Annotated in this window: 22 protein-coding genes; 12 read left to right on the top strand and 10 right to left on the bottom strand. The window is 71.1% G+C overall.

Annotated features, from left to right (window positions below; genetic code table 11):
* Positions 1 to 23: 23 nt before the first annotated feature.
* The 4 genes from E1218_RS00440 to E1218_RS00425 are packed head-to-tail and all read right to left on the bottom strand — an operon-like array spanning position 24 to position 3,024.
* Complete coding sequence (locus E1218_RS00440; RefSeq protein ID WP_132314981.1) at positions 24 to 614, bottom strand: HDIG domain-containing metalloprotein; 591 nt, start codon at positions 612 to 614, stop codon at positions 24 to 26.
* Positions 614 to 1,204, bottom strand: a complete 591-nt coding sequence (locus E1218_RS00435) for a TetR/AcrR family transcriptional regulator (RefSeq protein WP_132314979.1) — start codon at positions 1,202 to 1,204, stop codon at positions 614 to 616. Before E1218_RS00435 ends, E1218_RS00440 begins: the two co-directional genes overlap by 1 nt.
* The gene (locus E1218_RS00430; protein ID WP_132314977.1) at positions 1,201 to 2,055 is read right to left on the bottom strand and encodes a sugar phosphate isomerase/epimerase family protein; all 855 of its coding nucleotides are present in this window, start codon (positions 2,053 to 2,055) and stop codon (positions 1,201 to 1,203) included. Before E1218_RS00430 ends, E1218_RS00435 begins: the two co-directional genes overlap by 4 nt.
* Positions 2,056 to 2,091: 36 nt before the next feature.
* Entirely contained in the window at positions 2,092 to 3,024 is a 933-nt protein-coding gene (locus E1218_RS00425; protein ID WP_132314975.1) for a Ppx/GppA phosphatase family protein, read from the bottom strand.
* An 87-nt stretch (positions 3,025 to 3,111) separates the two neighbouring features.
* Here E1218_RS00425 and E1218_RS00420 point away from each other — a divergent pair, with 87 nt between their 5' ends.
* Positions 3,112 to 3,849, top strand: coding sequence for a hypothetical protein (locus E1218_RS00420; RefSeq protein WP_132314973.1), 738 nt, complete (start codon positions 3,112 to 3,114; stop codon positions 3,847 to 3,849).
* Here E1218_RS00420 and E1218_RS00415 read toward each other — a convergent pair.
* On the bottom strand, positions 3,842 to 4,792 hold the full coding sequence (locus E1218_RS00415; RefSeq protein WP_132314971.1) for an NAD-dependent epimerase/dehydratase family protein: 951 nt from the start codon (positions 4,790 to 4,792) through the stop codon (positions 3,842 to 3,844). The two genes, E1218_RS00420 and E1218_RS00415, sit on opposite strands and share 8 nt — an antisense overlap.
* A gap of 76 nt (positions 4,793 to 4,868) precedes the next feature.
* On the opposite strand from E1218_RS00415, the gene E1218_RS00410 reads away from it, so the two are divergent.
* Positions 4,869 to 5,498, top strand: coding sequence for a VOC family protein (locus tag E1218_RS00410; protein ID WP_132314969.1), 630 nt, complete (start codon positions 4,869 to 4,871; stop codon positions 5,496 to 5,498).
* 132 nt (positions 5,499 to 5,630) lie between these two features.
* Here the strand turns inward: E1218_RS00410 and E1218_RS00405 are convergent, their stop codons facing one another.
* Entirely contained in the window at positions 5,631 to 7,046 is a 1,416-nt protein-coding gene (locus E1218_RS00405; protein WP_132314967.1) for a WS/DGAT/MGAT family O-acyltransferase, read from the bottom strand.
* 240 nt (positions 7,047 to 7,286) lie between these two features.
* Positions 7,287 to 8,708, bottom strand: a complete 1,422-nt coding sequence (locus E1218_RS00400; protein ID WP_132314965.1) for a beta-N-acetylhexosaminidase — start codon at positions 8,706 to 8,708, stop codon at positions 7,287 to 7,289.
* Positions 8,709 to 8,869: 161 nt separating this feature from the next.
* On the opposite strand from E1218_RS00400, the gene E1218_RS00395 reads away from it, so the two are divergent.
* The 9 genes from E1218_RS00395 (at position 8,870) to disA (ending at position 19,698) form a co-directional block, all read left to right on the top strand.
* Complete coding sequence (locus E1218_RS00395; RefSeq protein WP_132314963.1) at positions 8,870 to 10,093, top strand: MFS transporter; 1,224 nt, start codon at positions 8,870 to 8,872, stop codon at positions 10,091 to 10,093.
* Between the two features lie 4 nt (positions 10,094 to 10,097).
* Complete coding sequence (locus E1218_RS00390) at positions 10,098 to 10,793, top strand: class I SAM-dependent methyltransferase (RefSeq protein ID WP_132314961.1); 696 nt, start codon at positions 10,098 to 10,100, stop codon at positions 10,791 to 10,793.
* Positions 10,794 to 10,962: 169 nt separating this feature from the next.
* Positions 10,963 to 11,514, top strand: coding sequence for a P-loop NTPase family protein (locus tag E1218_RS00385; protein ID WP_132314959.1), 552 nt, complete (start codon positions 10,963 to 10,965; stop codon positions 11,512 to 11,514).
* Positions 11,504 to 12,751: an ABC transporter substrate-binding protein gene (locus E1218_RS00380; protein ID WP_132314957.1), complete on the top strand. Its 1,248-nt coding sequence runs from the start codon at positions 11,504 to 11,506 to the stop codon at positions 12,749 to 12,751. The genes E1218_RS00385 and E1218_RS00380 overlap by 11 nt, the downstream gene beginning before the upstream one ends.
* Positions 12,751 to 14,523 carry an ABC transporter permease subunit gene (locus E1218_RS00375; protein WP_132314955.1) on the top strand — a complete coding sequence of 591 codons (1,773 nt, stop codon included), beginning with the start codon at positions 12,751 to 12,753 and terminating at the stop codon, positions 14,521 to 14,523. The genes E1218_RS00380 and E1218_RS00375 overlap by 1 nt, the downstream gene beginning before the upstream one ends.
* The gene (locus E1218_RS00370) at positions 14,520 to 15,836 is read left to right on the top strand and encodes a hypothetical protein (protein WP_132314953.1); all 1,317 of its coding nucleotides are present in this window, start codon (positions 14,520 to 14,522) and stop codon (positions 15,834 to 15,836) included. Before E1218_RS00375 ends, E1218_RS00370 begins: the two co-directional genes overlap by 4 nt.
* Before the next feature lie 52 nt (positions 15,837 to 15,888).
* Complete coding sequence (gene radA, locus E1218_RS00365; RefSeq protein ID WP_132314951.1) at positions 15,889 to 17,322, top strand: DNA repair protein RadA; 1,434 nt, start codon at positions 15,889 to 15,891, stop codon at positions 17,320 to 17,322.
* Positions 17,323 to 17,485: 163 nt separating this feature from the next.
* On the top strand, positions 17,486 to 18,424 hold the full coding sequence (locus E1218_RS00360; protein ID WP_132314949.1) for a beta-ketoacyl-ACP synthase III: 939 nt from the start codon (positions 17,486 to 17,488) through the stop codon (positions 18,422 to 18,424).
* 218 nt (positions 18,425 to 18,642) lie between these two features.
* Complete coding sequence (gene disA / locus E1218_RS00355) at positions 18,643 to 19,698, top strand: DNA integrity scanning diadenylate cyclase DisA (RefSeq protein ID WP_132315039.1); 1,056 nt, start codon at positions 18,643 to 18,645, stop codon at positions 19,696 to 19,698.
* 69 nt (positions 19,699 to 19,767) lie between these two features.
* Here disA and E1218_RS00350 read toward each other — a convergent pair whose 3' ends face one another.
* Positions 19,768 to 20,412 (bottom strand): hypothetical protein, encoded by a 645-nt coding sequence (locus tag E1218_RS00350; RefSeq protein WP_132314947.1) that lies wholly within the window; start codon positions 20,410 to 20,412, stop codon positions 19,768 to 19,770.
* 33 nt (positions 20,413 to 20,445) lie between these two features.
* Between E1218_RS00350 and E1218_RS00345 the strand changes: the two genes are divergently transcribed.
* Positions 20,446 to 21,336: an HhH-GPD family protein gene (locus tag E1218_RS00345; RefSeq protein WP_132314945.1), complete on the top strand. Its 891-nt coding sequence runs from the start codon at positions 20,446 to 20,448 to the stop codon at positions 21,334 to 21,336.
* A gap of 40 nt (positions 21,337 to 21,376) precedes the next feature.
* On the opposite strand, the gene E1218_RS00340 is transcribed toward E1218_RS00345, so the two are convergent.
* Together E1218_RS00340 and E1218_RS00335 are read right to left on the bottom strand one after the other, a co-directional pair.
* Positions 21,377 to 22,327, bottom strand: coding sequence for a coiled-coil domain-containing protein (locus tag E1218_RS00340; protein ID WP_132314943.1), 951 nt, complete (start codon positions 22,325 to 22,327; stop codon positions 21,377 to 21,379).
* A gap of 72 nt (positions 22,328 to 22,399) precedes the next feature.
* Positions 22,400 to 24,382, bottom strand: coding sequence for a kinetoplast-associated-like protein (locus tag E1218_RS00335; protein WP_132314941.1), 1,983 nt, complete (start codon positions 24,380 to 24,382; stop codon positions 22,400 to 22,402).
* Positions 24,383 to 24,407 lie beyond the last annotated feature (25 nt).

Raw genomic sequence — 24,407 nt, 5'->3', positions numbered from 1 at the left:
CGTGGTCGACTTGGCAAGAGGTTTCAGCTCACACGGTGACCGGCCCGCGCACTCAGGGACTCCAGGTCCGGTTCGCCGTACCGCTCCCGCAGCCGGCCGAACGCCGTCGCCTTGTCAGCTCCCCACCGGGCGACCTGAGCGGCGTACGAGTCACCGGACACGAAGACCGGCGGCGTGCGCTTGCTGTGGAACTTGTCGGCGTACAGGACGAGTTCCTCCTCGGGCGTCCCGGGGACGTAGTCGTCGACCGGGATCGGCAACGCCTGCCGGCGTACGTCGTCCCGCGCGAGGCCGACCCCGGTGTGCCGGGAGCAGAACCGGGCGAGCTCCTCCGGGAAGCCGAGATCGTGCAGCAGTTCGTGCCCGAGTACGCCGTGCCGGATGTAGCCGGCCGTGTCGAGCTCTCCGGACGGACCGTAGAGGCGGTAGACGCCCAGGTCGTGCAGCAGGCAGCCCGCCCGGACGAGGTCTCCGTCGACGTCCAGCCCGGAAAGGAACTGCTCGGCGATCCGTGAGACGAGTTCGCAGTGCACGTACACTGACTCGAAGGCCGCGCGCGTGGGTGCGTGATCGCGATGCAGGGCACGGATCTCGCGGTCCGTCGGGAGCTGCATCAGCCGGTGAGGTGGAGTTGCAGCACCGGGGCCAGCCGGTCGATCAGGGTGGTTAGGTCGGTGGACGCGACCGGTTCGAGCTCGACCAGGTAGCGGGCCATGGCGACGCCGATGAGCTGGGTCGCGGCCAGGCTGACGCGCAGGTGGGCGTCGGGCGCGTCGAGGGAGCGGGACACCGGCTGGATGATCATCTGGCCGACGCCCTCGCGCATGATCCGGGCCACCGCGTCGCTGCTCACCACGCTGCGGAAGATCGCTTTCATCCGCTGCTGGCCGTCAGGCGACTCCCAGACCCCGAGGAAGACGGTGGCGATCCGGCGGCCGAGCTCCTCCGGCGGGCCGTCCATGATGCGGGCGGCGATCTGGCGGGGGTCGACCGGCAGTGCCATCGACTCGATGAACAGCTCGTCCTTGCTGTCGAAGTAGTGGTGCACCAGAGCCGCGTCCACACCGGCCTCGCGGGCGATACCGCGGAGCGAGGTGGCACTGAAACCCTTGTCCGCAAAGGATTCCCGGGCCGCCCGCAGGATCTCGCCGCGCGTGTCCGGCCCACCCGGCCGCCGCCCGGGCCGTGCCGCGCGGGTGGTCATGGCGTCAGCTCCGAGATCTCCCCCTCCGGGGTGACGGCGAACGACGACCGGCGGGTGGAGGTGCGGACGAAGTGCTTGCGGGTGAACTCCAGCGACTCGACCAGGTCGACCTCGCGTTCGGACCGGCTGGTCGCCCGGCGGGTGTTGATCTCGATGATGATGTGACCGCGGAAGTCCTGGTTCGCCAGGTTGTTCAGCAGGTCCGCGGCCCGCTGGGTGCCACGTCCCGGCACCAGGTGCTCGTCCTTCGCCGAACCGGTGCCGTCGGTCAGGTGGATGTGGGTGAGGCTCCGGCCCATCGTCTCGGCGAGCTCGACACAGTCCTGCTCGGCGGTCGACGAGTGCGACAGGTCGAGGGTGGTGTGGGCGTAGTCCTGCTCGGTCGGATCCCAGCTCGGCGCGTACGCCTGCAGGCCGCGGCCCGGAGCCCGCCACGGGTACATGTTCTCGACCGCGAAGATCACACCGGTCTCGTCCTCCAGCCGCGCGATCCCCTCGACGAACCCGCGCGCGTAGTCCCGCTGCCAGCGGAACGGCGGGTGGACGACGACCACGTCGGCGCCGAGCACCCTGGCGGCCTCGGCGCTGCGCTCCAGCTTCTCCCACGGGTCCGTTCCCCAGACCCGCTGGGTGATCAGCAGACACGGTGCGTGGATCGCCAGCACCGGCAGGTGGTGGTAGTCGACCAGGCGCTGGACCGCGCCGACCTGGGTGCTCAGCGGGTCGATGCCGACCATCACCTCGACCCCGTCGTACCCGAGCCGGGCCGCCAGTTCGAACCCGCTCGCCGTCGACTCGGGGTAGACAGAAGCGGTCGACAGGCCGATCCGGGCGGTCTTGCTGGTGCTCATCTGCTGCCTTCGCGGTGGTTCGTCAGGGGTGGTGCTTCATCGGGGTTGCAACTGGTCGAGCCGGGACAGGATGACACCCTCCCGCAGCGCCCACGGACAGACCTCGAGCGACGGCAGGTCGAACAGGTCCATCACCGCGTCCGCGACCAGCGCGCCGGCCAGCAGCTGGAGGGACCGGCCGGCCGACACCCCGGGCAGCTCGGCCCGCTCGGACGCGGACATCTTGGTCAGCTTCGGCATCCACTCGGCCAGGTCGTCGCGGTCCAGTCCGCGCGGCACGTACGGCCCCTCGTCCGAGGGCGCGGCCCCGCAGATCCTGGCCAGCGAGCGGAACGTCTTGCTGGTGGCGACCGACCGCTGCGGCCGGCCCGCCCGCAGTACGTCGCCCGCGACGGCAGCCATCTCCATCCGGATCCGCTTCCGCAGCGCCCGGACCTCGTCCTTGTCCGGCGGGTCCGTGGTCAGCCCCTCGCGGGTCAGCCGGCCGGCGCCGAGCGGAACCGACACCGCGACCGTCGGCTCCTCGTCGGACCCGGCGGCGATCTCCAGCGAGCCGCCTCCTATGTCGAAGACCGCCAGCCGTCCCGACGACCAGCCGAACCAGCGCCGGACGGCGAGGAACGTCAGCCGGGCCTCGTCCTCACCGGTCAGCACCTGCAGGTCGACCTCGGTCTCCTTGCGCACCCGGTCGAGCACCTTCTCGCCGTTCGGCGCCTCCCGCAGCGCCGAGGTGGCGAACGCGAGCACCGACTCGCAGCCCTTGTCCTCGGCCAGCTCGGCCGCCTCCTTGACGAACGACACCAGTCCGTCGGAGCCGGACTGTGCGATCTTGCCGTCCTTGTCGAGGTGCTCGGCCAACCGCAACTCGGTCTTGTGCGAGTACGCCGGCAGCGGCGCGGCACCGCGGTGCGCGTCCACCACGAGCAGGTGGACGGTGTTGGATCCCACGTCGAGTACGCCGAGCCGCATACCCTCACGCTACTGGACCGCCGGAACCTGGGCGCGTTCCGGAGTCTTCGTTCACGGTTGCGGCAGGATCGCGCGTACGCTTTCCAGGTGCCTGAGGTTTCTCTCGATTTTCCCCGTGCCTGGGTCGAGTTCATCGATCCGGAAGACCCCGACCAGGTGTTCCGCTGCGACCTGACCTGGCTGACGTCCAACTGGACCTGCATCTTCGGTGGTGGTTGCCGGGGCATCTACAAGGGCCGGCCGAACGACGGCTGCTGCACCCTCGGCGCGCACTTCTCCGACGAGGACGACGAGAAGCGGGTGAAGGCGTACGTCAAGGAACTCACCAAGGAGGACTGGCAGTTCCGCAAGGAGGGCCGGAAGAACGGCTGGGTCGAGACCGACGACGACGGTGACCGCAAGACCCGGGTCTGGGGCGGCGCCTGCATCTTCCTGAACCGCCCGGACTTCCCCGGTGGCGGCGGCTGCGCGCTGCACGGGCTGGCCCTGAAGAAGGGTGTGCACTTCGTCGAGACTAAGCCGGACGTCTGCTGGCAGCTGCCGATCCGCCGGACCTTCCGCGAGGTCGAGCGCCCCGACGGTACGACGTACACCGAGGTCGGGATCGGCGAGTACGACCGGCGCGGCTGGGGTCCGGGTGGGCACGACCTGGACTGGTACTGCACCGGCAACACCGAGGCCCACATCGGCGTCGAGGCCGTCTTCGAGTCCAGCAAGGTCGAGTTGCAGACGCTGATGGGCCTGAAGGCGTACGACGTGCTGGCGTCGTACTGCCGGGAGTACCTCGAGGCCGGGCGGCTGCTGCCGCATCCCGCCTCTAAGTGATCTTGCCGTTGTCGACCAGCCAGCTGACGCCGTCCAGCGCGGCGTCGAGCGCGGAGTAGCGCGGCCGGAATCCGAGCAGGCGCGCGGCCTTCTCCATCGAGCAGTGCGGGCTGTGGGCGATGTGGTCGTAGGTGGCGGCCGCGTCGCGTTCCGGCACGGTCCTGCGCCACTCGTCCCACGGCAGGAAGCCGAGCCGCGCGTCCTTGCCGAACCAGCCCGCCACGCCCTCGGCGTACCCACGCAGGGTCATCGCCCCCTCGGCGACGGCGTGGAAGCTCTCGCCGGTCGCGACCGAGTGGTTCCGCAGCGCGGCGAGGAACATGCCGGCGACGTCCGCGGCGTGCACGTGCTGAACGGTCTCGAGCCCGAAGTTCGGCAGCACCAGTTCGTCGCCCCGGGCAAGCTTCTCGAACACCCCGAGGTCGAGGTTGCCGGCCGGGTTGATCGGGGTCCAGCCGGGACCGCTGATGTGCCCGGGGTGGATGAGCGTGACCGGCAGGCCGTCGCGCCGGGCGCGGTCGAGCAGGTAGGTCTCGATCGCGGCCTTCTGGATGCCGTAGTCGCCGAACGGCCGGCGCGGCGTGTCCTCACGGGTCGGCACCCGCCCACTCGGACCGTGGATCCAGATGGTGCCGCAGTGCAGCAGGTGCTGGATCCTTCCCTGCACCGCCTCGGCGAGCTGACGCGTGCTGTCCTCGGTGAAGGAGATCAGGTCGACGACGACATCCGGCTCCAGGTCCGCGACCCGTCCGCCGAAGGTGCCCGCGGCGTCTTCGGCGTCCCGGTCGACCGGGATCATCCGTACCCGGGACCAGGCCCCGTCCGACCGGTACGGCGACCGCTCGCCGCGACTGAGGACGACGACCTCGTGCCGGAGCCGGACCAGTTCGGGAACCAGGTACGTGCCGATGTGACCGGTGCCACCGATGACGACAGTGCGCATGGTTCCCCAGCGTAGTCCGGGCCCGGCGACACCCCCGGATCGGCGACGGTCGGTGATCGGGGCCAGAATGACTGGCATGCGTCTTGATCATCTTTCGTACGCCTGCGGGCCCGACGGGTGTGAGGCGACGCTCGAACGGCTGTCCGCACTCCTCGGCGCCGAGTTCGTCGACGGCGGGGTGCACCCGCGCTTCGGCACCGTGAACCACGTCCTCCCGCTGGAGAACGACCGCTACATCGAGGTGGTCGACGTACTCGACCACCCGGCGTCGGACAAGGCGCCGTTCGGCCAGGCGGTGCGTGCCCGCAAGGCGCTCGGTGGCGGCTGGCTCGGCTGGGTGGTGGCCGTCCGCGACATGGAGCGGATGGAGCAGCGCCTCGGCCGGGAGGCGGTGCCCGGCAACCGGCACCGGCCGGACGGGGTGAACCTGACCTGGCGTCAGATCGGCGTGAAGGGCCTGATCGCCGACCCGCAACTGCCGTTCTTCGTGCACTGGGACGACCTGACCCAGCACCCGTCGGTCGGCGGCAAGGGCATCAAGCTGACCGCCCTGGAGATCGCCGGCGACCCGGCCAGGGTGACGGACTGGATCGGGCACCCGGCCGACCACCTGCTCGACGACCTCGAGGTCGACTGGCGGCCGAACGGCCAGCCCGGTCTGGTCTCCGCCGTCTTCGGGACCCCGGCCGGCTCCGTCCGGCTGTAGGTCGCCGTACGCCGGCGGCACCCGGCTGGAACTGCGGTCGGTGTTCGACTCGCGTGAGCGGATGGACCAGCTCATCCTGGGCATGGCCGAGGGTCTGGAGCAGTCGGTCGGCCAGATCCAGGCGCTGCTCGCCTAGTGGATGTTCTCCAGGTCGGCGAGTGAGGTTTCGAGGTGGACGAGCAGCCGTTGCAGATGCGGGACCGTCCGGCGGCAGCCGACCAGGCCGAAGTGCAGGTGGTGGTCGTAGCTGGTCACGCTGATGTTCAGCGCCTGACCGTTCAGCACGATCGAGGCCGGATACATGCCGAGCAGCCGCGACCGGTTCCAGTACAGCGGGCTCTCGGCCGGCCCGGGCACGTTCGAGATGACCACGTTGTACGGCGGCATCGTCCGACCGGCCACCCCTGGCAGCACCGCCGCGGGACCGGCGACACCGAAGCCCAGGGCACCGATCATCAGGTTCTGCAGCGGACTGAGCGAGGAGAGCACGCCCTTGCCGTAGCTGGTCGACGCCATGATGCGGCGGATCCGGGACTCCGGGTCCGCCTCGTCGGTGGCCAGGTCGGCGATCATCGTGCTGAGCGAGTTCCCGCCGCCGGGGGCGGCAGTGTTGCCGCGCAGCGACACCGGGACCATCGCCGTCATCGCCTTGTCCGGCAGGGCGTTCAGCTCCAGGAGATAGTTGCGCAGGGCACCTGAACACATCGCCAGCATGACGTCGTTCAGGGTGGCGCCGGTGATCGCGCGGACCTTCTCCAGCCGCTCGATCGGCCAGGACTGCGCGGCGAACCGGCGAGCACCGGTGATCGACCGGTTGAGGATCGTCCGCGGCGCCTGGAACGGCACCGTGGAATGCAGCAGGCTCTTCAGGGCGACCGGGGTCAGCCCGGCGAGATCGGCGACCAGGCGGCCGGCGCCGCCGACCGTCTGGGCGGCCACCCCGAGCGCTCGTGCCGGGAGACCGGCGGGCACCCCGGACTTCCCGGCCGTCGCGGCGTCACCGACACCGGGCAAGGCGTACGTCGCCGGCATGCCCGACCGGCCGGGGTCCGTGGTCAGCGTGTCCTGCAGCCGGCGGAGCGCGGTCACACCGTCGATCATCGAGTGGTGGATCTTGCTGTAGAGCGCGAACCGGCGGCCCTCGACACCCTCGATCAGATGCATCTCCCACAACGGCCGGTGCCGGTCCAGCAGTGTGCCGTGCAACCGGCTGGTCAGCTCGAACAACTCCCGGTACCGCCCCGGCCGCGGCAGCGCCGACAGCCGCACGTGGTACTCGAGGTCGATCTCGCGGTCCGGCTCCCACGACCAGTAGCCGAGGTCGAGCGGCCGGTTCCGCACCCGTTGCGCGAACAACGGATCGACCGCCGGCGCCGCGACCATCTCCTGGTACAGCCGCGGCACGTAGTCCCGGGACCGTTCGGGGAACACGTGATCCCGCCCGGCGCCCTCGGGCAACTCGAACAGCATCAACCCGCCGACGTGCATGGGCTGCTCCCGGCTCTCCCCGAGCAGGAACATCGCATCCAGCGGCCCCGCGACGGTCATGCGACCTCCCAGCCCGGACCGAGCAGCGGAGGGAGCGAAGCGACTGGAGCGAGGGAAGGCCGGGCGCCGAAGCCCCATGAGCCGCCGCGCCAGAGGCGTGGCATCGGTACGGTCATGGCCCTCCGCTCCCGGCCTGGGTTCCTGCCGACTCATCGTCGCCACCCGAACCCAGGCCGTCTACCCCTGTTAACAGCGCTGACGAAGATTTTGTTATCCCCGCAGCTACTGAAACAGCAGGTACTAGTCGAGCGGGCGGTGGTCGACGAGGCGTTCGATCCGGGTCAGGTGCGGGCGCAGGCGGGTGAGGAACTCGTCGTACGACGTCCGCGGCGAACCCCAGGCCCGTTCGGCGAACGCGCACAGCCGGGGCAGCAGCATGTAGCCGACCTGCTCCGGGCCCTCCATGTACTCGGTCCAGATCTGGCATTGGGTGCCGACGATCCGGGCCTCCTCCTCGGCGGACAGGCCGGGCGGGATCACCTCGAAGTCGTAGACCTTCTCCAGCGGGATGAAGCCGCCGATCGCGAGCGGCTCGGTCGCCGGGTCGCCCTGGTAGTAGTCGAAGTACACCGACTCGCACGGCGCCATCACGGTCTCGTGGCCGGCCTTCACCGCGACCTCGCCGCGGTGGGCGCTCCGCCACGCCATGATGACCGCGTCCTGCGGGCAGTCGGTCTCGACCATCTCGTCCCAGCCCACGAGCCGGCGCCCCTCCTCGGCGAGCACCTCGGCGACCTGGGCGGTGAACCAGCCCTGCAGCTGGCTCGGCTCGGACAGGCCGAGCTCGGCCTGCCGCTTCCGCGCCGCGTCGGCCTCGGCCCACTGGACCGCCGGGCACTCGTCGCCGCCGAGGTGGATGTACGGGCTGGGGAAGATCTCGAGCACCTCCCGCAGCACCGTCCGGACGAACTCGACCGTCTCGTCGTTGACGTTCAGGACGTCGTCGCTGATGCCCCAGATCTGCCGGACGCCGAGCTGCCGGTCCGGGAAGTTGCCGAGCTCCGGGTACGCCGCGATCGCGGCCTGCATGTGACCCGGCAGGTCGATCTCCGGAACGACGGTGATACCGCGCTCACCGGCGTACGCGACGATCTCGCGGAGCTCGTCCTTGGTGTAGAAGCCGCCGTGCCGGACACCGTCGTAGGTGAACTCGGTCTGGTCGTGGGTCATCCTCCCGACCATCGACCGGTCCCGCCAGGCGCCGATCTCGGTGAGCCTGGGGTAGGCGTCGATCTGGACCCGCCAGCCCTGGTCGTCGGTGAGGTGCAGGTGCAGCACGTTCAGCCGGTGCAGCGCGAGCACGTCGATGATCTTGAGCACGAAGTCCTTCGGCATGAAGTGCCGGGCGACGTCGAGCATCATCCCGCGCCAGCCGAACCGGGGCGCGTCCGCGATCCGCACGGCCGGCACCGCGACCTTGCCGTCCTCGGCCGGTACGGCGGCGTCCAGCAACTGCCCGTACGTCGTCTCCGCGTGCCGGAGCGCGTCGTCGGAGCCGGCCGAGAGCCGGGCGCCCGCCGGGGTGACGTCGATGCGGTACTCGGACTCGCCGAGGTTCTCCACCACCGTCCGGACCGCCTCCGCGGCCGGATCGTCGGCAAGCCACCGGCCGTCGGTGACGGTGAGCTCGCGGGGTGCGGGGACGATCGCGATGTCGGGCATCGGGACTCCAAGGAGAGGGTCGAATTACGTCAGGTCGATCCTATAAGCGGCAATCGGCGCACGTCCATGCACAAAACTGCTTACAACTGCAGAGGGCAGAACGTTGCCGAGCAGCGGGAATCGAGGTGCCTTCTCAGTCAGGTTGATGAGAAAGTGATCCGGTGACGACTGATCAGAGGCCTGCCGACGTCCAGCGCACCACCTTGAAGGCCCTCGTCACCAGCAACGCGCTGGGCGGTGTGGCCACCGCGAGCGGGTTCGCGGTCGCCGGCCTGCTGGCCGAGAACGTCTCGGGCTCGACCTCGATGGCCGGCCTGGTCGCCACCTCGACCACACTGGGTGCGGCGCTGCTCGCCGTACCGCTGGCGCGGCTGGCGCGGTCGCACGGGCGGCGGATGTCGCTGACCACCGGCTATCTGATCGCCTTGGCCGGCGCACTGATCACGATCGTCGCCGCCCAGGTGGGCTCGCTCGCGCTGCTGCTGGCCGCCGGATGCATGTTCGGCAGCGGGTCGGCGTCCAACCTCCAGTCCCGGTACGCCGCCACGGACGCGGCCGACCCGGATCACATCGCGCGCTCGCTGGCCGTGGTCGTCTGGGCGACCACGATCGGTGTGGTCGTCGGCCCGAACCTGACCGGCGTCGGCGGCTCGGTCGGTTCGGCGGCCGGCCTGATCCCGCTCGCCGGACCGTACCTGTTCTCCGTGGTCGCGTTCGGTGCGAGCGCGGCCATCGTCTGGCTCGGTATGCGCCGCCTGCGGCAGACCACTCCGAAGGTGAAGATGGAGCGCCAGCCACTCGTGTCGACGTTCCGTCAGGTGGTGGCCGTCCCGCACGCCCGCCTGGGGCTGCTGGCCATCGCCACCGCGCACGCGGTCATGGTCGGCGTGATGTCGATGACGTCGGTGCACCTGACCCACCACGGCGCCTCGCTGACGATCGTCGGCTTCGTCCTGAGCGGTCACGTCGCGGGCATGTTCGCACTGTCCCCGCTCACCGGCTGGCTGGCCGACCGGCTCGGCCGCATCCCGACGATCGGGCTCGGGCTGGGCGTGCTGGCGATCGCGATGACACTGGCCGCCCTGGCCCCGGACGACGCGCATGCCCTGACCGGAGTGGCGCTGTTCCTGCTGGGTCTCGGCTGGTCCGGCTGTCTGGTGGCAGGCTCGACCCTGCTGTCCCGCTCGGTTTCCGAGGACATCCGCACCTCGGCGCAGGGGCTGTCCGACCTGACCATGGGCATCCTCGCGTCGATCGCCGGCACCGCGTCCGGCCCGATCCTCGCCTACCTGGGGTTCCAGTGGCTGGCGGTGATCTGCGGCCTGCTGCTGATCCCGGTGGCGCTCCTGGCCGCCACCACGAAACAGCCGGCGGTTAGTGTCTAGCGGTGTGAGCGTCGCGGACGGCGGGATCCCGAGTCCCAACATCTGGCACCACCCGAAGGTGTACGAGATCGAGAACCGGGCGGTCGACCCGGACGGGGTGATCGAGCCCGCCATGCGCTCGATCCGGGACTGGGCCGGGGCGACCGTGCTCGACGTCGGCTGCGGCACCGGGTTCCACCTGCCGAGGTTCGCCGCGACCGCGAGCCGGGTGATCGGCGTCGAACCGCACGGCGGCCTGGCCGAGACGGCACGCCGCCGTACCCGGGCGCTGACGAATGTCGAGGTCCGGCAGGGTACGGCGCAGCGCCTTCCGGTGCCGGACGCGTCGATCGACGTGATGCACGCGCGCTGGGCGTACTTCTTCGGACCGGGGTGCGAGCCGGGTCTGGCCGAGCTGGACCGGGTGATGCGCCGCGGCGGGACGGCGTTCGTGATCGACAACGACGGCAGCCGGTCCACGTTCGGACGCTGGTTCAGCGAGTCGTACCCGAAGATCGAGGCGCCGGTGGTCGAGCAGTTCTGGACCGCCCGCGGCTGGCACCGGACCCGGCTGGACATGGGCTGGCGGTTCGAGAGCCGGGCCGACTTCGAGGCGGTCGTCCGGATCGAGTTCACCCCGGCCGACGCCGACCGGATCATCGGGTCGCACTCCGGAACCGAGGTCGACTACGCGATCAACCTGTGGAGCCGGTCCTTCTGAACGTCACCCGCGGCAGCGTCTGAGGATTCCTGCGCGCGTCTTCTGAAGATTCTGCTGCGGCTTCTGAAGATTTCTGAAGAGGGCACGCGGCGACGGCTGCGACGGACCCGGACTCCCCATAGGGTTGACGGACCACTCGACGGGGCCACTGGGGAGGCGCCAGCCACGGATGGACGGACTGCTGCTCGAACATGTACCCGGTCTGCCCGAGAGAGTTCTGATCGAGGTAGGTGAGCAGCGAGCACTGGTGCTGCCCACCGCCGCAGGTGCCCGTCGCCTGGCCGACCTGGTGATCGGCGAGGAGGACCCACCCCGCGGTGCGGTGGTCAGCACCGGCGGTCCGGTCCGGCTGGTGCCGGCAGAAGGCGGACTGCTGCCACACCTGACCGTGCTCGGCAACATCATCCACGGGCACACGGTGGCCCATCGCGTGACCCGGCAGGCAGCCGAGCTGCAAAGCAGTCAGACCGCGAAGTGGTGCGGGCTGGCCGACGTACTGGATCGCCACCCGCACGAGATCACACCGGGCCGGCGCCGACTGGCCGGTGTGGCCCGGGCACTCCGCGCGGAGCCGCGAGTGATCGTCCTGGAGGACGCGGGCGGCCTGCCCACCTGGGGATCACTGCTTGCCCAGCACCCCAACCCCGAACTCAAGCGCGCCGCGCTGCTGCTCATCACCACCGATCCCGGGCGTACGACGGATTTCGCCGATGCGACCTAGTCGTCGGGCGGTCCTGGGAGCGGCGGCAACCCTGGCGGCCGCGGGCTGTTCGAGCGATGTCCTCGGCCTGCGTCGCGGCGTGCGGGTGGCGGTGAGCTGGAGCGGACAGGAGTTGCGGGCGTTCCACGACGTCCTCGACGGCCTCGGTGAGCTCGAGTATCCGGTCGAGGTCGTGCCGTTGGGCGACGACATCTCGACCGCCTTCGGCGCGCGCTCGACCCGCCGGCCCGACCTCGTGATGCTCCCGCAGCCCGGCCTGGTCCCCCGCCACCTCCACGACCTCGAGCCGATCCCGGCCGACCTCGCCGATCGAGGCCGAGCTCGGTTGTGGGCCGAGCTGCTGGTGCACGACGGGATGACGTACGGGGTGCCGTTCAAGACGGCGCACAAGTCCGCGGTCTGGTTTCGCCCCTCGGTGTTCCGGGAGGCCGGCCTCGAGCCGCCGCGACTCTGGTCGGAGTGGCTGACCGTCAACCAGTCGCTGGCTCGTGCCGGCGTCCGGCCGCTCTCTCTGGCCGCAGGGGACGGCTGGGTGCTCACCGACTTCTTCGAAAACGTACTGCTCGCCACAGCGCCCGCCGTCTACGCAGCACTCGCGACAGCCGACAGTCCACAACCGTCCCGCCAGCCGCAGATCGCGGCCGCACTCCGGCTCCTGGGCACGATGTGGTCCGCTCCGGACACTCTCGCAGGTGGCGTGGAGAGGTCACTCGTGCAGCAGTTCCCGGACGCGGTGGTCGAGGTGTTCGGACACCGCCGCGCCGCCATGGTTCTGGCCTCGGACTTCGCCGAGCCGGTGGTGCGGTCGTTCGCGGCCGACCCCGACGACGTCGGCATCTTCACCTTCCCGCCGCTCGCACCGGGCGCGGCCGCGCCGGTCGTCGTCGGTGGTGACGTGATGGTGCTGCCGAAGCCGTCCTCGGACGACTCCCTCGACCTGGTACGACGCCTCGCCGCGCCGGCCGCCGTGGACCCGTGGGTGAAGGAAGGCGGGTTCCTGGTCGACGGACGGGCTTCCGGCTACTCACCTGAACTCACCCAGCTGGCCGAGCAGCTGTCGGGGACCGACGGTCTGCTGCAGTTCGACCTGTCCGACCGGTTGGGACGACTGGGTGACATCAACGGACTCTGGCGGGTGCTCACCGACTTCCTCGTCCGCATCGGCGGCCGCGGCGGCACCGTCGTACCGGCAGCTGTGGACGCGGCGATGACGGAGCTGCGGACGGTGGAGAGCTGATGGGCCTGCAGAGCAACGGCCTGTCGCTCGAGGTCGTCGGCCGCGAGGTGAGCGGCCGTCCGGTGCCCGGCAAGCCACGGCGTCCGGCGGGGCCGTACCTGCTCGGCCTGCCGGCGCTGCTACTGATCTGCCTGCTGCTGATCCCGATCGGCGTGACCGTGGTCGCGGCGTTCCGGACACCGGGCGGCGTCGGCCTCGGCAACTTCACGGTGATGGCGGACCCCGAGGCATTACGTGCCGTCGGCAACAGTCTGGCCTGGGTCGCGGTCGCGCTGGGACTGGTCGTGGTCGGCTTCTTCCTCGCGCTGGTGAGCTACCGGCTGCCAGGGCTGACGTCGTTCCTGCAGCCCGCGCTGGTCATCCCGTTCGCGGTGTCGGTGCTGGTGTCCGGGGCGACGTTCCGGCTGATCTTCGACCCCGCCCCCGAGCGCGGCACCGTGACGGCCGTGTGGACCGGACTGTTCGGGTCCAGCCCGGTCTGGCTGGGTCCCGGCCTGGTCTGGCTCGTCCTGGTGTCCGCCTTCGGCTGGACCTGGCTCGGGTACGTCGTCTCGCTGTTTCGTGCCGGTCTGGACGCCATACCGGACGACGTGAGTCGCGCGATCGCGGCCGAGGGGGTCACTGGTTGGCGCCGACTGCGTGCGCTGGAGATCCCGCTGCTGCGGCCGATCACCGGTGTGGTCACGTTGACGCTCGTCATCGCGGCAGTCCGGGTCTTCGACCTCGTGCTGATCGTCGTACCCGGGCCGATGCAGCGGTCTGCCGACGTACTTGGGCTGAACTGGTGGCGTGCGACGACGACCGGTGCCGACCCGGGTCGTACCGCGGCCCTTGGCGTGGTGCTGTTCGCCATCGTGGCTGCTGTCGGGGTGGTCGGCGTACGCGGGCTGCGCCGGCGTCGGTGGGCGATGCCAGTGGCCGTCGTGCAGCCTGATCCGTCACTGGGCCGGCCGAAGCCCAGCAAGCGGGTACGCCGGATCGGCTGGACTGCCGGCTTCGCGGTCAGCCTGGTGTGGATCCTGCCCGCTGTCGTACTGGTTGCCACCGCTCTGCACTCGCCACGCGAGGCCGGGCTGCGGGGCTGGTGGTCGCCGTCCGGACTCGGCTTCTCGTCGTTCACTGCTGCCGCGAACGTCGGACTTCTCCGGGCGCTGCTGTCCACGGTGCTCATCGCGGGCGCGGCGACGGCCGTGCTGCTGGTGATCGCCGTACCCACTGCCTATCTGGTTGCGTGGGGCGGACTGCCGCAGTGGCTGGGACGCGTGATGATGTCCATGTTCGTCGTACTGGCCGTGACGCCGGTGCAGATGTACGCCGCTCCCCTGCGGGATGCGATCGGTGCTGCGGGGTTGGCGGGCTCTCGGATCGCATTGGCCTTGGTGCATGCGGCTGCTGGTCTGCCGTTCGCCGTACTCCTGTTGCGTTCTGCGTTCGCGTCGGCTCCACCTGCACTGGTTTCCGAGGCACTGCAGGGTCCCGCGCGACAGAGCGCCGTACTGGCGACGGTGCAGCGGACGTACCGGCCCGCGTTGATTGCCGTTGCGGTGCTGGAGTTCGCACTCGTGTGGAACGACTTCATCGTGGGCTTCCTGATCAGTGGCGCCGGTACGACGCCGTTGTCGCTGGTGCTGTGGGGTGAAGCCCGGCAGTTCTCCGCATCGGCCGGGACGGTCGCCGCCGCCGGTGTGGTCGCGTCCGTCGTGCCGGTGGTGCTCATGCTGACGTTCTGGCGCACTGTGGTGCGCGGGCTGACCGCAGGGAGCCGACCATGACCGAGCCGCAGTCAGAGGCAGACACCCGGCCCGAGGACAGGGACCGGCAGAACCGCCGACGGGGTGGCTTCTTCGGCGTCGCCGCACTGGCGTGGGCCTTGCTGTCCGGGCTTGTCGGCGACAAGTTGTCCGCGAGCCTCAACAGCGGCGGCTGGGTGCAGGTCGCGGGCTACCTCGTCACCGGTGCGCTGACGCTGATCTGCGCGATCTACTACCTGCCGACCGGCCTGCACGCGGTGCGGCGCCGGCGCCGGGGCGGCGCGGTCTCCACACCGGCTCCGGAGCTCCAGGCCGCGGCCGAGGAAGCGGAGACCTGGTTGGTCAGACTCGGCTCGGCGTCGGGCGGGATGGCTGCGGCAGAGTGGTTCTCACTGAACGAGGCACGGCTGCGCGAGTTGCTGGAGGTCGAGAAGGCGCGGCCCGACACGGCGGACGACCTGGCGCGTATCTGCGACGCCTTGGAGGTCTGGTACCTGCGCAGGTACGAGCCCGGCGCGCTGCTGGAGCTCAGTGAACTCCTGACCGCGGTCGCGGATGCCAGCGGACGACGGGACCTCGCCGAACTCGCGGCGGCCCGGGCGGCAACGGCGTACCGGCTGATGGGCGACCTGACCGGTGCGGGCACGGAACTGGGCAACTCGGAACATGTCGCGACCCACGGCCGTACGGCGGACGCGCTGACGACTCGCCGGCAGGTGGAGCGTGCCCTGCTGCACCTGGAACGGGCCGAGCAGGCACCGACCGGCAACGACCGGGACGAGGCAGTGCTCTACGCACGGGATCGCTTGGACGACGCCCGCCTGCACCGACCGGGTCCGGACCTGGCGGCCGACGTGGCGATCTCCATCAACCTCGCGGTCGTGCACCTGTACCAGCAGGAACCCGAGAACGCCCTCGACCACCTCCGGACGGCGGCAGCCCGGGCCACCGCCGCCGTCGACATCAGCGGCCACGCGCACGCCCTCGAACTGCAGGGCGTCGCCGCCTGGATGCTGCGCAGCCCGGTCGAGGCCCGGACCTGGTGGCAGCACGCCGAGCACCTGTACGCCGAGATCGACGAACGCGAAGGCCGGGCGCGCTGCCTGCAGCACCTGGGATCCGCGGCCGTGGTCGCCGGTGAGCTCGACGACGCCAAGACGCTGCTCGAGCAGAGCGCGATGCTGCGACAGTCCGACAGCGCACTGCTGGCGGAGTACCTCGAGGCCGCGCGCCGGACCGGTGAGCCGCCGGTCGTCGCCGATGACGAGCGCGGTCGTGTCGCCGTCAGCCGGCTCCAGCGCAGCCTCGCCCGGCTCCGCGACCACTTCCGCTGAGCCTGTGGACGAGTGTTCGGGATTTGTCGGCAGCTTCGCCTAGGTTGTCGGCATGGCGAAGGCAGCGGGGAGCACGACCGGGACGGCGGGGCGGGCGAGGAGTTCCGCGCGAGCGAAGCCGGCGTTCGCGTGCAGCGAGTGCGGGTGGACGTCGGCGCGGTGGATCGGGCGGTGCGGCGAGTGCCAGGCCTGGGGGACGGTCGCCGAGGTCGGTGCGCCCAAGGCCGCCCGGATCACGGCCGGCCCGGTGTCGTCGCCCGCGATGCCGATCGCCGACGTGTCCGCGATCGAGGCCGAGTCCCGTCCGACCGGGATCGGCGAACTCGACCGGGTCCTCGGCGGCGGCGTCGTACCGGGTGCGGTGATCCTGCTCGCCGGCGAGCCGGGGGTGGGCAAGTCGACGCTGCTGCTAGAGGTCGCCGCGCAGTCGGCCCGGCGGGGTCAGCGCACGCTGTACGTGTCGGGTGAGGAGTCCGCGGCCCAGGTGCGGTTGCGAGCCGGCCGGACCGACGCGCTGGTCGACGGGTTGTACCTGGCGGCCGAGACCGACCTGTCCGCGGTCGTCGGGCAGGTCGAGGCGGTCGAGCCGTCGTTCCTGGTGATCGACTCGGTGCAGACGATGGCGCATCCCGAGGTCGACGGTGCGCCGGGGGGCGTGACCCAGGTCCGCGAGGTCACCGGTGCACTGGTGCGCCTGGCGAAGGAGCGGCACATCGCCGTCGTCCTGGTCGGGCACGTCACCAAGGAGGGTGCGATCGCCGGCCCCCGGATGCTCGAGCACCTGGTCGACGTCGTGCTGGCCTTCGACGGCGACCGGCACTCCGGGTTCCGGATGGTGCGCGCGACCAAGAACCGGTTCGGCCCGTCCGACGAGGTCGGGTGCTTCGACATGGTCGACACCGGCATCGTCGAGGTGACCGACCCGACCGGCCTGTTCGTCTCCGAGCACGCGGAGCCGGTCGCGGGCACGTGCGTGACGGTGATGATGGAAGGCCGGCGGCCGTTGCTGGCCGAGGTCCAGGCGCTGGTCGGGCCCTCCGCGGCGCCACAGCCGCGCCGGACCACCTCCGGGCTGGAGTCGTCCCGGGTCTCGATGGTCCTCGCCGTCCTGGGCAACCGGGTCGGCCTGAAGCTGACCGACCAGGAGGTGTACGTCGCCACCGTCGGCGGCGTGAAGATCGCCGAGCCGGTCGCCGACCTCTCGGTCGCGATCGCGGTCGCCTCGTCGGTGATGGACCGGCCGATCCACCCCGGTCTGATCGCGATCGGCGAGGTCGGCCTGGCCGGCGAGGTCCGCCGCGTCGGCGGGCTGGAGAAGCGGCTGGCCGAGGCCGCCCGGCTCGGCTTCACCAAGGCGATCGTGCCCGCCGACGTGCCGAACCGCGGCAAGGAGCTGAAGCCGATGGACATGCAGGCGAAGTACGGCCTGCGGGTCTTCGCCGCGCCCGATCTCCCGTCCGCCCTGCTCGCCGCCGGGCTCACCTGAGGCCGGCCGCGCGGCCCGCGACCGTTCGTGGCCCGGGCCACACCACGAGACGCGGGATCCCGGTCGCGAACGCCGGAACGTACGCTGGTGACGCCCCCCGCCGGGTTCAGCGTTGAACCCGGGATGCCACCGGCCTCGACCGGGTTGACCGCAGGAGCCTCAGATGACCGGATCCAGAGTTGTCGCGCTCGGCCACTACCAGCCCGAGCGAGTGCTCACGAACGACGAGCTCGCCACCATGGTGGAGACCAGCGACGAGTGGATCCAGAGCCGGGTCGGCATCCGCGAACGCCGGATCGCGGCACCGGACGAGCAGGTCGACGAGATGGCCTGGCGGGCGGCCGAGAAGGCGGTCGCGAACGCCGGTATCGACAAGGCCGAGATCGACTTCGTCGTGGTCGCCACCTGTACGGCGATCGACCGGTCCCCGAACATCGCCGCCCGGGTCGCCAACCGGCTCGGTCTGGGCAGTCCGGCCGCCCTCGACGTGAACACCGCCTGCTCCGGGTTCGCGCACGCGCTGGCCACCGCGGACCACGCGATCCGCGCGGGCGCGGCCTCGAAGGCGCTGGTGATCGGCGTCGAGAAGCTGAGCGACTTCACCGACTGGACCGACCGGAGCACCTGCGTGCTGATCGGGGACGGCGCCGGCGCGGCCGTGGTGGTCGCCAGTGACGAGCCGGAGATCGGCCCGGTGGTCTGGGGTTCGGTGCCGGAGATGTCCGACGCGGTCCGGATCGAGGGCCACGACGCGAAGTTCGCGCAGGAGGGCCAGAGCGTGTTCCGCTGGACCACGACCCAGTTACCGGCGATCGCCAAACAGGTCTGCGAGAAGAGCGGGATCGCCCCCGAGGACCTCGGCGGAGTCGTGCTGCACCAGGCCAACCTGCGCATCATCGAGCCGCTGGCCAAGCGACTCGGCGCGGTCAACGCCGTGGTCGCCAAGGACGTCGTCGAGTCCGGCAACACCTCGGCCGCGAGCATCCCGATCGCCTTGTCGAAGCTGGTCGAACGGCGGGAGATCCCGAGCGGCGCGCCGGTGCTGCTGTTCGGTTTCGGCGGCGGTCTTTCCTACGCCGGCCAGGTCATCCGCTGTCCCTGATCGCGCAGGCGTCCGGCCGGACCGGACGGGTTCCACGCGGGAGCACGACCTGCACGTGCCGGGTGCACGCGCGTTTGCACGCGCACGTGCAAGCGCGACCGCGTCCACGTCAGCCGACCGGCCGGTAGCCGGGGACTGAGGACCCACCGGGTCCGGACAACCGCATAGACTCAGTCCCCGTGGCCCCCAATTCCGACAAGAACAGCACCGGCGCCCGGATGCGCGCGACCCTCGCGGCGGTGGCACCCGGCACCGAACTGCGCGAAGGCCTGGAACGGATCCTGCGCGGGCGTACCGGCGCCCTGCTCGTCCTGGGCCACGACAAGACGGTCGACTCGATCTCGACCGGCGGCTTCGAGATCGGCGTCGAGTTCTCCGCGACCGGGCTGCGTGAGCTGAGCAAGATGGACGGCGCGATCGTCCTCGACCGCGACGCCACCCGGCTGATCCGGGCCGCCGTCCACCTGATGCCGGATCCGTCGATCCACACCGACGAGACCGGCACCCGGCACCGCACCGCCGACCGGGTCGCCCGGCAGACCGGCTTCCCGGTGATCTCGGTCTCGCAGTCGATGCACATCATCGCGCTGTACGTCGACGACCAGCGCTACGTGCTGGAGGACTCCGGCGCGATCCTGTCCCGCGCCAACCAGGCCCTGGCCACGCTCGAGCGGTACAAGCTCCGGCTCGACGAGGTGTCCGGCACGCTGTCGGCGCTGGAGATCGAGGACCTGGTCACGGTCCGCGACGTGGCCGCGGTCGCCCAGCGACTGGAGATGGTCCGGCGGATCGCCACCGAGATCGACGGGTACGTCGTCGAGCTCGGCACCGACGGCCGGCTGCTCACCCTCCAGCTGAACGAGCTCGTCGCCGGGGTCGCCGGCGAGCGGGAGCTCGTGGTCCGCGACTACCTGCCGACGGCCACCGGCCGGAAGGCGAAGACGGCCGACGACGTCCTGCTGGAGCTGGACGCGGTCAGCCCGGCCGAATTGCTGGACATCGGCCAGGTCGCGCGGGCTCTGCAGCTCGGCGGGGCCGAGCAGCTGGACGCCGCGGTGACCCCGCGCGGGTACCGGCTGCTCGCCAAGGTGCCCCGGCTGCCGGGCGCCGTGATCGACCGGCTGATCGACCACTTCGGCCACCTGCAGAAGTTGCTCGCGGCAAGCATCGACGACCTGCAGACGGTCGAGGGCGTCGGTGAGAACCGGGCCCGCACGGTCCGCGAGGGCCTCTCCCGGCTGGCCGAGTCGAGCATCCTCGAACGCTACGTCTGACCATTGCCCTCCCCGGGGTTCGCCCCCGAACCGGGACCACAGCATCTGCGGCCGGCTCCGGCACAAGAGTCAGGCGACCTGGAAGGCTTGCGCAGTTGACGTACGGTCGTCGAACTCGGCCTTGACGAGGTACGTTCCGGGCTTGGCCACCGGCTGACCGGGCAGGCAGCCCGGCCCGGAACGACGGCCGTTCCACGGCACCGTGGTGGCGGACTGCTTGCCCTTGGCAACGACAAGGGTGGTCCGCTGGATCGCTTGCCCGCAATGGGTCGTGGTCCAGATCAGGTCGTTGCCGGACAGCACCGTCACCGACAGCGCGCCGGAGTCGACGGTCGCCTTGCACTCGTCCGAGACGGCCTCGAGCCGGACGACGAAGTTCAGCGCCGACCCGGAGACGACCTTCCGGGCGGCCGGCAGGACGTCGACGCGGACGTCGGAACCCTCGCATCTGGTGTCCCGCGGCGGCGTGGTCTTCTTGACCGGCGCCGAAGGCGTCCTGGTCGCGGACGGCGTCGTCGTCGGTGTCACCGGCGGAGCCGAGACCGGGTCCTGTTGCGGGCCGGTGGCGGCCGTGTTCTGCGGATCCTCGCCGCCGCCCCCGAACAGCCGGAGGACCAGGAAGAGCAGCAGCGCCAGGACAGCAAGCACCAGTCCCCGGCGGAACCAGTACACGCTGGCGGGCAAATGCCCGACCGGACGGAGCAGGCTGCTCATGAGGCTGACCTTAATGTCAGGATTGTCCCCACCATGTCAGGCTCGCCGCACTCACCAGCCGCACTGCACGCCCCCGTGCTCGAGTGGTACGCCGCCAACGCTCGGGTGCTGCCGTGGCGCGAGCCGGACGCAGGTGCCTGGGCGGTCATGGTCAGCGAGTTCATGTTGCAGCAGACACCGGTCAACCGGGTGCTGCCGGCGTACCGGGCCTGGCTCGAGCGGTGGCCGAAGCCGATCGATCTGGCCGCGGAGCCGCCAGGTGAGGCTGTGCGGGCCTGGGACCGGCTGGGGTACCCCAGGCGTGCATTGCGCCTGCACGCGGCGGCTCAGGCGATCGTGGAGCGCCACAGCGGGGAAGTTCCCGACGACCACGAGGCTCTGCTCGCTCTCCCCGGCGTGGGCACGTACACGGCCGCTGCGATCGCGTCCTTCGCGTTCGGGCAGCGGCACGCGGTCGTGGACACCAACGTGCGCCGGGTGCTCGCGAGAGCTCTCACCGGCGTGGCCCAGCCGACCATCTCCCCGACTGCGGCCGACCAGCGGCTCGCGATGAGCGCGCTACCCGCCGACGAGCCGACCGCGGCCCGCTGGGCGGTGGCGTCGATGGAACTCGGCGCACTGATCTGCACGGCACGTGCGCCGCGATGCGACGACTGCCCGATCCGCAGCCAGTGTGCGTGGGTGCTGGCCGGCAGTCCGCCGTACGACGGTCCGCCGCGGCGAGGGCAGACGTACGAAGGCACGGACCGTCAGGTCCGCGGGCGGTTGCTGGCCGTCCTGCGTGCCGCGGCCGGCGCCGTACCGAAGAAGGCTCTGGACGCCTGCTGGCACGACGCAGCGCAACGCGAACGCGCGCTGGACGGCCTGGTCGCCGACGGGCTGGTCGAACCGCTCTCCCGCGCCCGCTACCGGCTGCCAGGCTGAGAGGCCGGCCCGGACGTCTTCCGGACCGGCCTCAGCGCCGTCAGTTCTTCTTGCTGCTGCTGGTCGCTTCCTGGTCGTCGTCGGCCAGCAGGTCGAGCGGCATCGCCGGGCTGCCGGACAGCGTCGCCAGCATCTGGCGGACGTTGGTCAGCTGCGCGTTGATGCTGTCACGACGCTGCGTCGCGGCGGCGAGCTCACGCTCGGACTCGGCCCGGATCCGCTCCGCCTTGTCCTTCGCGGCGGCGACGATCTCCTGGGCCTGCCGGTTCGCGTCGGCCAGCTGCTGCTGGGCGAGCCGCTCGGCCTCGGACCGAGCGCGGTCGGCCTCACGCTGCACCTGAGCAGCGCGGTCGGTGACGGCGGCCAGCTGCTGCTCGGCCAGGGCGGTCCGGGCGGCGAACTCCTGCTCGACCTTGCCCCGGCGCTCGGCCAGGGTGGTCTCGAAGGCGGCCGCGGCCTGGGCCGACTTGGCCCGCTCCTGCTCGTACAGCGCCTGCGCCTCGCTGCGCCGCGCGGTGGCGTCGCGCTCGGCCTCGTCCCGCATGTCGTCGGCTTGGGTGCGCGCCTCCTCGAGGATGCGGGCGGCCTCGGCGTCGACCTCGCTCTTCCAGTCCAGGGAGTACTGCTCGGCCTCCTTGCGGACCTTCTTCGCGTGCGCTTCGGCGTCGGCGACGATCGCCTCGGCGTCGGTGCGGGCACGGGTGACCAGGTCACGGGCCTCGTCGTCGGCCAGCGACAGGATCTTGGCCACCCGCTCACCGAATTCGGTGAAGGTGGGCGTGCGGTCCTTGCTCTCCTCCTGGGCCGAGATGACGGCCGACTCCGCGGCGTCCGTGCGGGTCTGCAACTCCTGGACGTGCCGCTGCAACTGCTCGGACTGCTGCTGCAGCGCGGTCAGCGAGGTGGTCAGCTCACGGATGTGCTGGTCCACCTGGGCAGGCTCGTAGCCACGCAGAACGGTGCGGAACGGGGTTGGGCTTTCACTGCTCATGTCTTCTGATGCTCACTTCGGTGGGTGGGTGGATCACACATTGTCACTGACAAGGATCTGACTGTCACGTCCTCATCCTGATTCCCCCGTGGAACCCTCGCTGGACGACATTCCACCACCTGGACGGAATCCCGGTACAGCGAGTGCCTCGATCACACCCGAAAGCTGGGTGAGCTCCTTGGTGATCTCATCACGGCGCTGGTTCAGCGCCGCGACCCTCGCCTCGGCGTCGGCGAGAAGTTTACGGGCCTGGGCCCGCAGGTCGTCGGCGTGCTCGCGAGCCTGCGCCTCGATCTGCTGCGCCTCGGCGCGGGACTTGCGGATCAGGTCGTGCGACTGCCGCTGGGCGTCGGCCAGGTCGTTGGCGGCGCGCTCGCGCAGCACCTGGGTGCTGGCCTCCGCCTCGGCCTCGCGACGGTTCGCCCGCTCGACGATCTCGCGGGCCTCGGTCTGGGCCGCGCTCTTCAGCCGGTCGGCCCGCGACTGCGCCTGCGCGGTGACCTTCTCGGCCTCCTGCCTGGCCGCTGCCAGGGTCGCCTCGGCCTGCTCGGTCGCGGTCGTCAGCGTGGTCTCCGCCAGCGTGGTCAGCTCGGCGTTCTCGCGGGCGATCGCGTCCTTGGTCTGCTTCAGCCGGCTGGTGGTCCGGCCGACGACGCGACGCAGGTGCGCCCGCTTCTGCCGCAGGAGCTCGGCCGCGTCGGCCGCCGCCTGCTCCCGGATCGACTGTGCCTCGGTCTCGGCCGCGCCGATCAGGTCGTCGACCGTCTTCTTGCTCCAGATGGTCTGCTTCTCGGCCTCGGCCAGCGCCGCCTCGGCCGCCTGGTTCGCCTCCTCGACGATCCGCTGGGCCTCGGCGGCCGCCGTCCGGCGGTCGGCCTCGATGCTGTCCACGACCAGCTTCGCCTGTGCCCGGGCGTCGGCCATCAGCCGCTCGTTGCCGGCCTCCGCCTCCGCCTTGCGCTCGGCGATCTCCGCGACCGCCTCGGCCCGCAGCTTGTCGATCTCGAGGGAGATCGCCGCCAGCTTGGCCCGCTCGGTCTCCTCCAGCTCGGCGGTCCGGCGTTCCAGCTCGGCCCGGTTCTCGCCGCGCAGCCGCTCGATCTCGGCGTGCGCCTCGGCGATCTGGAGGCGGGACTTCTCCCGGGCCGCCTCGACCTCGCGCTCCACCGCGGCCCGCAGCTCGGCGGCCTCGGTCTCGGCACGGGCGATCAGCTCGGCCTCGTTCCGGACCGCGGCCTGCGACACCAGGGCGGCCTGCTCACCGGCGTCCTTGACCAGTTGCTGCGCCTCGCGGCCGGCCCGGTCGATCGTCAGTTGCGCGGACTCCCGGGCCATCCGGGCTTCCTCGAGCAGTTCGTCGGCCTCTTCCTTCAGCCGCGCCGCCTCGGTCTCGGCCGCGGCGATCCGGCGGTCGGCCGCCGCCTGCGACTCGGCCCGCAACCGGTCGGCGGCCGCCTGGCTGTCGGTGCGCAACTGCTCGGCCGCGGCCTCGGAGTCCGCCCGGCGCTTCGCCACCTCTTCCGCGACGGCTGCCCGGAGCTGCTCGGCCGCCGACTCCGAGTCGGTCCGCAGGCGCTCGGCGATCGCGGCCGCCTCGGCCCGGACCCGCTCCGCTTGCGCGGTCGACTCCGCCTGGAGCTTCTGCGCGGCGGCGGCGGCATCACGGCGGACCCGGTCCGCCTCGGCGGTGGACTCGGCCCTGAGCCGTTCGGCCGCCGACTCGGCCTCGGTGCGCACCCGGTCGGACTCGTTCTCCGACTCGCTCCGGAGTTGCTCGGCGGCGCGCTCGGCGTCGTTGAGCAGTCGCTGCGCGGCGGACGTCGCGTCGGCCCGGAGCTTCTTCGCGGCCGCCTCGGCCTCGGTCTTCAGCCGCTCGCTCTCGGCCCGGACCCGGTCCGCCTCCTCGCGGGCGAGGTCGTTCTCGTACTCGGCCTGCTCCCGCAGCGTGTCCGCGATCCGCTGGGCCCGCTCGAGGACCCCACCGGCTTGCCGCACGCCGAAGGAACCGGTGTCGGCGACCGGTTCCTGGGTCAGGGGCAGACGCGGGGCGTCCATGCGACGTGATGATTCCATCCCCGGC

The sequence above is a fragment of the Kribbella turkmenica genome (assembly GCF_004348725.1).
GTDB classification, from domain to species: domain Bacteria; phylum Actinomycetota; class Actinomycetes; order Propionibacteriales; family Kribbellaceae; genus Kribbella; species Kribbella turkmenica.
Note: the sequence above shows the minus strand (reverse complement) of the source record. Positions and strands in the feature narration are given on the sequence as shown.